Origin of the sequence: Acinetobacter sp. CIP 102637 (assembly GCF_000368425.1) — a bacterium.
GTDB lineage: Bacteria > Pseudomonadota > Gammaproteobacteria > Pseudomonadales > Moraxellaceae > Acinetobacter > Acinetobacter parvus.
This window is the reverse complement of the sequence record NZ_KB849434.1, coordinates 426691-437234: the sequence shown is the minus strand read 5'-3', so window position 1 is coordinate 437234 and position 10544 is coordinate 426691. Positions and strand designations below refer to the sequence as shown.

Below are 10544 nucleotides of genomic sequence, written 5' to 3'. Positions count from 1 at the left end.
ACCTGACCACCTGACCACCTGACCACCTGACCACCTGACCACCTGACCACCTGACCAAAAGGATAGGTGCGCCGTGCCATTGGTCAAGGGGGTATGGGGGTTGAAAGTCTAAACGCCTATGCCTGAATAGACCGTCCCCCAATAAAAAAAACTCTCTCGATAATTTTTTGAAGGTTATAGGGGGGGTATCGGGTCAAAAGTCTAAACGCCCATACATGAAAGGACCGTCCACCCATGAAATTTTTACGTGGTCATAAGTCCATATAGGGGTATACCCTTTTAATTCATATAGTTAAGTTAAACTAATGAGTTTTTAAAATCATTCATTTTTTAGGGGTTACGTGGTGTTACAGGGGTTACAGCTTTGTATTTAAAAGCTTTTTATAGTTTTATCTAAAATACACATAGGCTAAATAATAGTATTTAATATATTATATATTTATAAATTTTATTATATATCAATAAGTTACATTTATTCTATTCTTTATTACTACTCTATTTACTTACAGTATTCATTATATGTATTTTTTTAGGTGTTACAGGTGTTACAGGTGTTACAACATTGAATATAAATAAGTTTTAGTGTAACACTTTTAGATTTTTAGCGTGTTACATGGGTTACTTATCAGGCTTTTGAATAGGCGTGAATCGTTTTAGCCAATGCTATAGCTAGGCTGGGGGGTACAAAAATTATTTAGGATTGCCCTAATCGGACACCGCCCTATACTCTCATTTATAAAAAACTTCCTGATTCTAGGGCTTGTTGAGAATTAACAAAGGCTACTGATTAATTTATAATAGTACTATGGATAGATACATACTTACTGATGCCCAATGGGCAAAAATGGAACCTTTTTGCCTAGGTAAAGTGACCGATCGAGGTCGTAGTGGAAAAGATAATCGATTATTTTTAGAAGCAGTCCTATGGATTGCCCGTACAGGCAGTCCATGGCGTGATCTACCTGCTCATTTTGGTAAATGGAATACCGTCTTTAAAAGATACCGTGACTGGGTGAAAGCTGGTGTATTTGAAACTATTTTTGCATCTGTAAATGAAGATGTTGATTTGGAATACGCCATGATTGATGGAACGATTGTTAAAGTTCATCGACATGGGCAAGGTGCAAAAGGGGGACTTTCAAACAGTCTATAGGTAAATCTCGAGGTGGAATGACCTGTAAAATTCTTGCCTTAGTGGATAGTCTAGGCAACCTCATTAAGTTTCGATTAATGCCTGGTCAATATCACGATTTAGTAGAAACTAAACCTTTAATTGAAGATGTTGATTTTCAAGCATTACTAGCGGATAAAGCATTTGATGCAGATTGGCTCATCCAAGAACTCAATGAACGTAAAGTGAAAGTGGTGATCCCACCCAAATCTAATCGAAAAGTAATAAGAGCATTTGATACGACTATGTATAAATGGCGTCATCTCATTGAAAACTATTTCTGTAAGTTAAAAGAATTTAAACGTATAGCGATGCGTAGTTGTAAAACAGATACGAGTTTTGAAGCCATGATTCAATTGTGCGCGAGTGTAATTAACTCTCGATAATTCTCAACAGACCCTAGTAAAAGTAAATAAATAACAGGCTGAATTTTAATAATTTTTATGTTTTCTTCATGTTTTAGAGTCTATCTCTATAGGCACAGTGCCAGTGTGTGCAAATTTGGCGGAAAAGATAACCCCTCCGCCTACGGCTTTAACACGGCGTTTTTATGGTTGTAGTTTGTCCAGGTTGTAGTGGCTAAATGGCTGTATCGCTGAATGGTCATAGTTTGGAAATAGATAGAACTTGAAACGGCTGTCATAATTAAACATACCTTGACCGATCATATTGTCTAAATAGCTTTGTGCCTGATATTGCTGAATACCAAGTTTGCCCATCAGGTCGCCCATGTAATCCTTTGGCGTAACTAAAGCATTTTGGATACTGCCATTAATCTTTCTTAAATTTTGCCGTTTGTGATCAAGGCGATCAAAGAACACTTGTACAAGTTGATGTTCAAAATCTCGCAATTGTGCTTGCCCTTGCTGGTCTTGTTCTGTGGACGGCGTTAAATATGCCAGTATCTGCGGTTTTAGCTGCTGTATCTGGGTAATCAATTGATCAGGAATATGGTAGGCATGGTCGAGTCTCAATTGCTGCCCATCAATCACCTCAATATTTGCTCCATATTGGTAAATGCTATCAATCAGGTCAGATATGGCACATTGCTGTAAATATTGGATGATTTCAGGTTTAAATTGGCGGATTTGTGTAATTAGGGCATCAGGGACATGATCAGCATGATTTAAGCGTAAACCTTGCCCCTCATTTAATTCAAATTTTGCCCCATATTGCTGTGCCGATTCATAAAGCTGCTGTGCAATGTTCATATTTAGGATAATCCATACAAAAGCACGGCGGGGTAGTCCCTGCCGTGCATTGGTTTTGGTTAAATATCTACGGTTTTGCCTATACTTGGTGGCTGTGTATAAGGGTTGGTTGCCTGTTCAATGTCATAGGTAAATACCGATTCATTAAAAACATACATCCTTACAGGTTTATTGGTTTCAATCCCTTGTATGCGTGTAGCTTTGCTGCTTTTGCCCTTTTCATGGTCTAACCACTTATGTTTCACAAGGGTTTTGGCGACTTTTTTAGGATTAAAATCACCACAAATGACCTCCTTAAACTGTTCGGGATGGACAAGGAACGCAATCAATTTACCTTGTTGGTTCAGTTGCCGATAACCGACACGGTACAAGGTTTTTGCTCGGATGGTTTGCTCGCTCTCAACACTTTCATTCATTTCAGAATATTCAGTCGGCGTGATTCGCCCTTGTCTCAAGGTATCAAAGCGTGCGTTGCCGTTTGCTTCAAAGAATGAGCGTACACGTTGCAATATTTGCCGATCTTCAAAGTCGCCGACCTGTTCAAAGTTGCTAATCCATAACTGGAATACAGCATAAGCTGCTTCAAACGCTCGCCCCTGTCGCCATCCCGTGATACCTGCCTGTGTTGCCAGTTCACCTGCTACGGCGATAATGGCAAAGGTATTGGCTACACGCTGAATATGTCCCTCTGGGTAACTGCTACTTAGGTCATGCTGGTATTGCTTTAGCAGTTGTTTTGCCTGTTTGGTCACAGCATCTTTATGACTGGTTAAATATTCAAGCCATGCAATGCCAGCCACGCCATAATATTGATTTGCTCGTTCGGTAATCAATCGTGATTGCTTTGCGCCATCCTGTGCAAAGTTGATCTGATCAAATACACCGTATGGCGAATGATCTACATCAATATCCAGTAAACGGATTTCTTGCCCTAGCTTGGTTCGCTGCCCATGTTGTTCCATGATCTGCTTTAGGCTTTCCTCTCCAGTCGATAAAAACATGATCAGCCATTCATAGGTCGCTTTAGCGGTTAAGCTGCGACTCATTCGGGATTTGCCTAAACCGTTCGCCAATGAATAGGCAAGGTTGCCAAGTTCTTTCGGGTTGGAGATTTCGCCAATCTCGTCCAGCCCTAAAAATCCATCATTGTGCATGTGTGCAGTATGATCTAGGGCGTTGCCTGTGGCTTTCCATGTCCGATAAAAACGGCGTGGCGAACCCCATACGCTATTGGCTACATACAAAGCGGTTGTTTTACCTTTAGATGAACCGCCTTTATAGTGAACCCCTGCCCCTTGTGTCTGCTCTAACAGGGTTAAAAGCTGCCCTGAAAATGCCGTACTAAGTGCAAAAACAAGCTTACTATGGCTCTGTGCCAGTTCAGATACTTCCGTTCGCCATTGCTCCAATGTGCCACTACACTGATAACGGCTGTCTATGCCACTCATGGACTGGTAAACAATCAATTCACCATCTTTGGGCTGTCCGATCACCTTGTTAGGCAATACAAACGCCTGCCCACTCCATCCCACACGATCAACACATAACGCCATTTTTTCGGCTGGGTAGCTCATCAGGTAGCATTGCAGTAAATCACGCCCACGTTTGTCAGGTACGATCTTCAAGCCATTGCTTGCCAATGTTTTACGCAATTCTGCCCCATCGGTTTGAAATAGTTCGGCTGGAACTGCCCATGTATGTAAATGGTTGGCATCATCTCGCCACTGGAGTAGGTTGCCCCATCCACCTGAATCTTTATCCCTTGTTTTGGCTAGGACTAAAATCGGGCTGGAAATGTATTTTTCGTGGTAATTGCCATTTTTATCCACGTCCACAAAAAACAAGCCTTTTTCAGTCACTTCAAAATGTCCGCGTTCCCACTCCATTGATTCAGCCAGTAAACCATTAGGCAAGGTTTTAGTTGGTTCAGGTGGCATGTAAGGAATGCGTTTAAGCTGCTGTAAATCGTCTAGGGTTGGATGCAATCCATTGGTTTGCTGGGCGTTGTGCCAGTCCACAATATCGCCTTTTTCGGGCAATTTAAGTGGGTCTAGGTCAACAAACTGCACCTTACAGCCAATTTGCTGCAATGCCTGTGCTAGTTCGTCACGGCATTTAAACCCAGCTTTGTCATTGTCCGCCCATATCACTACGGTTTTATCCGCTAATGGCTGTAGGTGGGTTGCTGCTACGTTGCCACTTCCGCCGCACGTGGATGCAATAACGCCTAATTGCTGGGCTAAATCTGCCTTTTGCTCGCCCTCAAATAACCATATTTCCGCATCTTTTGGGGCTTGGTCAATCTGTGCCAGTGCATACAACGGCTTTTTACCGTTGGCCACTGGATACAGGGCGTTAAAATCAGGCTCTTTGGTGATAAAACCACGTTGACCTTGTGAAAATATCCGTATCCATTTATCACCTGTATTGTGATTCTTGAGGCGTATTTTCCAGTAAATCGGCGTGTTTTGTTCATCGGCATAGGTGAATAGGTATTCATACTCAAAACCGTTCTGTGCTTCACGCTGTGCCATTTTAAGGGCATGTTGTTCCGCCTTTACCTGAATAGTGCTATGGTCGGTCATGCGTTATTCTCCCATGCGCCTAAGTCCTTACATGCCTCAATGAATGGCTTGCCTGTTAGCTTTTGATGAAAGGCGATCAAGTCGCCGCCTTTGGCTTCACACGCCATACATTTAAAGCAACCTTTACGGCTGTTTATGCGTAGGCTGGGCTTGCTGTCATCATGGAATGGGCAAACCATCTCACGCCATTCGCCACGCCCTTTGACGGCGTAACCTCTAGCGGTAAGGTATTCGACCACATCGGGAAGTAAGGCACGGTTTAAGCCAAACTTAGCCCCATCTGTGCCATTGTTTTTATATTTCCCTAGCGTAGGGTGCGCTTGTTTCATAGTTTTACACCCCTGCATTAAACATGGTTGGGTGTAACTGCTCTAAAACATCACATTCAGAAAAAATATCGGATTGTAATTGGTTCGTCATGTGCTTAATGGCGCTGATCATCCATTGAATAACGCTAATTTCAACGCCAACATGATTAAAGCAAGCTGGATTGATCTGCAAAATTGCATCATTGGCGATCTTGATTAGATTTTTTAAATGCTGTACGTCTACATCAAGGTGTTGAAAATCGTTGTAAATGGCACGGATCAAGGCGGTTGGGTCTGCTGTTTCTGCAATATCGGCAATGGCATCAATCTGCTGGTCTAACTGATCAATCCACGGGCTAATAATTTGCAATGAACCATATAAAACAGAATGCACCGTTTGAATGTCTTTTTTAAATTGTGGATTGCTTTCGTTGCCAATGAAATGGATCACGGCGTTATGTAGTGCCTGAATTTCTTTTAGGGTAAAGAAATAGTCTTTTGTTGGCTTATCTAGCTCTGTAAGCACTTGAAAGGCATTGTTTTTAGAAATGGTTTGATTAGGCATGATTATGCGCTCCTAACGATTGTTTAGAAGCCTTGCCGATTACTGTCAAATAATGGTGGCAAAGCTGAAAAGGGTTGACAGACAGGCTCGTTAGAAAACCTGCACATCCGAAGATGTCCCTCTCCAGCTTCGCCATAACATGCGAATGCATAGAGATATTACACATACAAAAAAAGCCCATGAAGCGGACTGTATGCGCTAACGAGTTGTAGCCTGTCAAAGCTAACCCAGCTGCTTTTTGTTGGGCATGTTTAGGATATAAAGCTTTGGCTTGCTTTGCAAGGCTTGAGTGCAACAATGCACCCAATCCATAGCCATCTTTTAAGAGGTTCATACTGGTAAACCTCCGTTAGTATTGGTTTTTACTGCATTATTCAGGCGTTTAACGGCTCTCAAGTGAAAGGCAATGCTATCTTGTCCTTGAATATAGTATTTTCTTGCATCTGCCCGTAACGTATGGGTAATCAGATTGAATAAATACCCATATACACCAATACAAGGGCTGTCACAACGTGGGGTTTTATACATCGTATGACCTAAATGGATATAATCGTTATAGTCCTGTGCAAACTCTGCATAACTGGAAAGCGTTTCGATCACATCCAATGGCAAAATAATGGCTTTATCCCAGTTATAACGCCCTTGATTATTGCGCCAATCCATTAAAATCTCTGCATCATAAACAGGAATACAATCAATGATCTGAATGGCTTTCCTGTTTCCAGCCCTAAATATAAAACCATCTTGGATATAGTTTAAATTAGGGTTGAACAAGGCATATTCTTGGTGTGCAAAGGCTGAATGGGATTCATGGGGTAAATCCTTATACGTCACCAGTAAACAGAATGGCGATTTATTGCCTATGTTTAAGATAGCCGTAGCTAGATAGTAATAGCCTTTTGCTTTGAATTTATCACCTGTATTTACTGCACTGTATTTAATCTGTTTTGGAGTCTCATTTTTCATCGTTCAGCCCTCCAATCCCTGTGCTTGCATCCAGTTATTAATATCAGATACACGCCAAACGGTAATATTTCCGCCTATGCGTATAGGTTGAGGAAAAGCTCCTGTTTTCACCCATTCCCAGATTGTTTTCTCAGATACGCCAATAATGCCCTTGCTTGCTGGGCGTGCGCCAATCACTCGCACCTTGCCCTTGTTTACACCTGTTTTATAGGTGTGTGTCTTGGGTTGGCGTTCAGGAATATTGGCAAGGTCTTTCATGCGTAAATAAGCATCTACGCCACTTGGATTGTATAAATTTGAGGTTGTCATATTTGCACCTATCAAAAGCTATGTATTGCTTTGTGTGAAACTTGGATACATTCCCATGTTTCGATAGGTGCATTTTCTTCTTGTTTTTTAATAATAAAAATATATGTTGCTAGTAGCTACTACTAGCTGCTGGTAACTTTGGGTTTTTGCTAGCAGAATCCCAAAACTAATCTGTATTTTTTGATTTATGGTATTTGCTTATATGCTTCCTTATAGCCTCATGTCCTAAGCCATCATTTTCTTCACTATGTATTGCCCAATTGGCAAAATTTTCATAACCTTTCTTTTTACCCCGCCAGTCCCATTTACCACTATCCCATATTTGTTCTAATTTTTGATATATTGGAGCTTTGCGTTCTGCTTCTTTCTTTGCCTTTGCTATTCCGCCCTCGCTTGCAACTGTATATTTATGATCACTGTCTACAATATGGACTAAATCAGCATGTTTAAATATTTTGCTCGCTCCAAGACATTCTTTAGCATCCATTAAAGCTTGTATAGCTTCATTGTATTGTTGTAATTCTAAAAATTTTTCTGCATGGGTGTAAAATATTACCATTCTAAAAAAATGATATTCTGCATATTTATCTCTTTTTTTTGTTGGATTATCATATTCCAGTTCACATTCATTTAAACATGATACAAAAATACTTTTAATGTCATTTACAGACACACCATCATGATCACCAATTTGACCTTTAATTCTCTGACTAAATAATAAGTAAGCTGATATATAACGAACATCAAAAGATTTATTACTACGCAATAAGTCTCCAAACATACTATCGTGAGCTTTTTTTATCTGATTTCTTACAAAATCATCAATATTCATTGATATACCTATGCAATACTTTTAACCAATAAAAACAGTCTTAAATCTGAATCATTGGCTGCAAAAAATCCGAACTTTTTATAAAACGCTGCTACATCTTGATTCTTTGCATCAATCACTACCACAGCAAGCCCAATAACATCTGATAAGCGTTTAATGGTTGCTAGCGCATGTGCCAATAAATAACGCCCTACACCTTGCCCTTGATGCGCTTCATTAATTGCCAAACGTCCAATTAATGCTGCTGGTATCGGCTGATAGGCTGAAAACTGCTTTAAATGATCTGGAGAATCATCACGGTGAATCTGGGTTGTAGAAAGACTGTAGAACCCTGCTATTTGCTCATTTTCATCTATGGCTAAATAGGTACGACTGACTGAACGCTTTTGCAATTGGCTCGCCTGTTGCTGCAAAAAACGATTGAGTAATGGCTCTCCACAATCAAAAGCGTTCTTGTCATACTTACTGCTTAATGGTTCAATCGAAAACAATAACTTAGACAAGCTGATCACCTAATGCCATCAATGCCTTGAGTTCTTCATTGGCTGGGCTTGGGTTTTCCAGTCGCTCATTCAGCATTTCCCAATCTTTTGCGCCTAAAGTAATACGCTGTTGCTGTGCGATCAGACTTAATGCCTTTTCATAAGACTGCTGCAACATAAATGCGCTGACTGTCGTGCCTGTTAAGGCTGCTGCCTGCTCAATAACCTGTTTCGCTTCACGTGTTGCACGTAAATTAATTCGTTCCATAGCACTCATATAAGAACCCATAGTGTACGTTAGTATTAAGTACATTATAGGAGCTATTTAACTACAGTGCTATACATTGCAATAACTGATTACTTTTTAGCTAAAAATGAGAAATAATAGATACCTAAAATTCTGTCATTTTGGTCAATTTAATATTTTAAAAGCCTAATAGGTAGCTTGTTTTAAGATTACGCTTAATTGGCTCGCCTATGCGTTTTTACCGTCTTTTTTATGATTAGGTGTTACGTTTGGATTAAAAATCCGTGTTTTCCCTATATCCATTTTGACATAAAATTATTATAAATCAGCTATGTAACCTGTGTAACACGTAGCAATTTACAACCAATTAATAAAAACTTATTAAAATACAAAGCTGTAACACCGTTACACCTGTAACACTTAAAAAAAGGCTATATCTGAAAAATAATAAATTTAGTGATTTTAGAAATAGGTGAAAAAATGGATAATTTAGTTCTCTGTCATTTCAGTCAATTCATACAATCCAATTAAGCCGATTCTCTACGTGTAAATTGAATAATATTATCCATCTCATCATCTTGAGGCTTGAACCTAGTTACATCCTGATCCAATCTCAGGGCATCCAGATAATCCGCCCATAGTTGCATCATCTTTTGCCGTTTCTTGAGAAATTTAGTGCGGTTGTATGCTGTGCCATTCGGGTCTCTCACCTTATGGGCTAGTTGATGCTCAATAATATCGCTTCGGGTATCCAGTTCTTCATCTAGTAACGTTCTCGCCGTTGCCCTAAAACCGTGTGCCGTTTGCTTACCTCCAAAACCCATACGCTTTAGCGCCCCTCCCATTGTGCTAGGGGAAAGGCAATAAGCATTGTTTTTAGGACTAGGAAAAACATAAATTGAATTGGTGTTCATTTCCTGAATCTGTTTGAGGATTTCATAAGCCTGACTAGATAAAGGGACTATGTGCGGTTGCTTGGTCTTACTTGCTGTAAATGTCAAATAGCCCTTATCAAAGTCCACATGCTCCCATAACAATCCTCTAACCTCATTAGGGCGCTGAAAAATATAGACTGCAAGCTTAATGGCTAGCTCAGTAATCTTATAGTTTCGGTGATTGTCCTCTGTGTATGACCATATTTTTTTAAGTAGGAATGTTAGCTCTAGCTCGCCTGTTATGGCTGGATTATTGCCTTTCTGTGGTCTCGGTAATGATATGTTTTCTGCTGGGTTATATTGAATGAGCCGCTTTTTTAAAGGAATATTTAAAACCATCTTCATGACTTTCTTCGCCTGTATAGCAACAATAATTGCGCCCCTAGCTACAATTCTATTAGTTACATCTTTTTCTAGTTGCTCTGGGGTCATTAATGTTATTGGCATATCACCAATATAGGGCAATATATCAATATTCAACATTCTAATGTTTTCAGCATCCTTTCGCCCCTCTATTGCTCGCTTATCCAGCCAATCTCGGACATATCGGCTAAATACATTTTCTGCCTGTGCTTTTTTCTTCTCTTTATTGGCATTACGATCTTCGGCTGGATCAATTCCATTCATCAGCATCTTTTTAGCGTCATCACGTTTTATACGTGCCTCTTCCAAACTAATGACAGGATATGTACCTAATGCAAGCGTATTTCTTTTTTGGGTGACTGGACGGCGGTAATCCATCCGCCAATGCTTTGAGCCATTCGCCGTAATCAATAAATATAAGCCACTACCATCAGCATATTTGTTACTGCCCTCAGTGTCATAGCTCAGATTTTTGACCGCTTTGGCAGTCAGTTTATTTGATAATCTTGTCATGTTGTGTTTGGCGGTATATGAATTGATACCGTCAAATATACCGTCAAAAGTTAAGTG

The 10544-nt window shown here is 40.1% G+C and carries 12 protein-coding genes; 1 reads left to right on the top strand and 11 read right to left on the bottom strand.

What is annotated here, in order from left to right:
• The first annotated feature begins 805 nt into the window (after window positions 1–805).
• A protein-coding gene (locus tag F967_RS13505) for an IS5 family transposase (RefSeq protein ID WP_155756392.1) occupies window positions 806–1557 on the top strand; the annotation gives its coding sequence in 2 pieces (ribosomal slippage) (window positions 806–1142 and window positions 1142–1557; 753 coding nt in all).
• 162 nt (window positions 1558–1719) lie between these two features.
• Here F967_RS13505 and F967_RS02485 read toward each other — a convergent pair.
• The 11 genes from F967_RS02485 to F967_RS02435 all read right to left on the bottom strand — a co-directional run bounded on the left by F967_RS02485 (window position 1720) and on the right by F967_RS02435 (window position 10487).
• Window positions 1720–2382 carry a hypothetical protein gene (locus F967_RS02485; RefSeq protein ID WP_004797978.1) on the bottom strand — a complete coding sequence of 221 codons (663 nt, stop codon included), beginning with the start codon at window positions 2380–2382 and terminating at the stop codon, window positions 1720–1722.
• A gap of 59 nt (window positions 2383–2441) precedes the next feature.
• A complete protein-coding gene (locus tag F967_RS02480; protein ID WP_004797976.1) occupies window positions 2442–4967 on the bottom strand; it encodes a DUF927 domain-containing protein in 2526 nt (841 codons plus the stop codon).
• Window positions 4964–5296 carry a CHC2 zinc finger domain-containing protein gene (locus F967_RS02475; RefSeq protein WP_004797972.1) on the bottom strand — a complete coding sequence of 111 codons (333 nt, stop codon included), beginning with the start codon at window positions 5294–5296 and terminating at the stop codon, window positions 4964–4966. Before F967_RS02475 ends, F967_RS02480 begins: the two co-directional genes overlap by 4 nt.
• Window positions 5297–5300: 4 nt before the next feature.
• Window positions 5301–5840: a hypothetical protein gene (locus tag F967_RS02470; RefSeq protein WP_004797971.1), complete on the bottom strand. Its 540-nt coding sequence runs from the start codon at window positions 5838–5840 to the stop codon at window positions 5301–5303.
• Window positions 5833–6174, bottom strand: coding sequence for a hypothetical protein (locus F967_RS02465; RefSeq protein ID WP_004797970.1), 342 nt, complete (start codon window positions 6172–6174; stop codon window positions 5833–5835). The genes F967_RS02470 and F967_RS02465 overlap by 8 nt, the downstream gene beginning before the upstream one ends.
• Window positions 6171–6806 carry a hypothetical protein gene (locus tag F967_RS02460; RefSeq protein WP_004797968.1) on the bottom strand — a complete coding sequence of 212 codons (636 nt, stop codon included), beginning with the start codon at window positions 6804–6806 and terminating at the stop codon, window positions 6171–6173. The genes F967_RS02465 and F967_RS02460 overlap by 4 nt, the downstream gene beginning before the upstream one ends.
• Before the next feature lie 3 nt (window positions 6807–6809).
• Complete coding sequence (locus tag F967_RS02455) at window positions 6810–7115, bottom strand: helix-turn-helix transcriptional regulator (RefSeq protein ID WP_004797966.1); 306 nt, start codon at window positions 7113–7115, stop codon at window positions 6810–6812.
• Between the two features lie 166 nt (window positions 7116–7281).
• The gene (locus F967_RS02450; protein WP_004797964.1) at window positions 7282–7947 is read right to left on the bottom strand and encodes a hypothetical protein; all 666 of its coding nucleotides are present in this window, start codon (window positions 7945–7947) and stop codon (window positions 7282–7284) included.
• Window positions 7948–7955: 8 nt separating this feature from the next.
• Window positions 7956–8459, bottom strand: a complete 504-nt coding sequence (locus tag F967_RS02445; protein WP_228127264.1) for a GNAT family N-acetyltransferase — start codon at window positions 8457–8459, stop codon at window positions 7956–7958.
• Window positions 8443–8706, bottom strand: a complete 264-nt coding sequence (locus F967_RS02440; protein ID WP_034430959.1) for a type II toxin-antitoxin system TacA family antitoxin — start codon at window positions 8704–8706, stop codon at window positions 8443–8445. The genes F967_RS02445 and F967_RS02440 overlap by 17 nt, the downstream gene beginning before the upstream one ends.
• Before the next feature lie 497 nt (window positions 8707–9203).
• Window positions 9204–10487, bottom strand: a complete 1284-nt coding sequence (locus F967_RS02435) for a tyrosine-type recombinase/integrase (RefSeq protein WP_034430993.1) — start codon at window positions 10485–10487, stop codon at window positions 9204–9206.
• Between the last annotated feature and the right edge of the window lie 57 nt (window positions 10488–10544).

Bases quoted from the DNA above. Each gene is read 5' to 3' on its own strand.
- F967_RS02470 (WP_004797971.1), bottom strand. From the start codon at position 5,840: ATGCCTAATCAAACCATTTCTAAAAACAATGCCTTTCAAGTGCTTACA.
- F967_RS02475 (WP_004797972.1), bottom strand. From the start codon at position 5,296: ATGAAACAAGCGCACCCTACGCTAGGGAAATATAAAAACAATGGCACA.
- F967_RS02480 (WP_004797976.1), bottom strand. From the start codon at position 4,967: ATGACCGACCATAGCACTATTCAGGTAAAGGCGGAACAACATGCCCTT.
- F967_RS02440 (WP_034430959.1), bottom strand. From the start codon at position 8,706: ATGAGTGCTATGGAACGAATTAATTTACGTGCAACACGTGAAGCGAAA.
- F967_RS02455 (WP_004797966.1), bottom strand. From the start codon at position 7,115: ATGACAACCTCAAATTTATACAATCCAAGTGGCGTAGATGCTTATTTA.
- F967_RS02450 (WP_004797964.1), bottom strand. From the start codon at position 7,947: ATGAATATTGATGATTTTGTAAGAAATCAGATAAAAAAAGCTCACGAT.
- F967_RS02460 (WP_004797968.1), bottom strand. From the start codon at position 6,806: ATGAAAAATGAGACTCCAAAACAGATTAAATACAGTGCAGTAAATACA.
- F967_RS02465 (WP_004797970.1), bottom strand. From the start codon at position 6,174: ATGAACCTCTTAAAAGATGGCTATGGATTGGGTGCATTGTTGCACTCA.
- F967_RS02485 (WP_004797978.1), bottom strand. From the start codon at position 2,382: ATGAACATTGCACAGCAGCTTTATGAATCGGCACAGCAATATGGGGCA.
- F967_RS02435 (WP_034430993.1), bottom strand. From the start codon at position 10,487: ATGACAAGATTATCAAATAAACTGACTGCCAAAGCGGTCAAAAATCTG.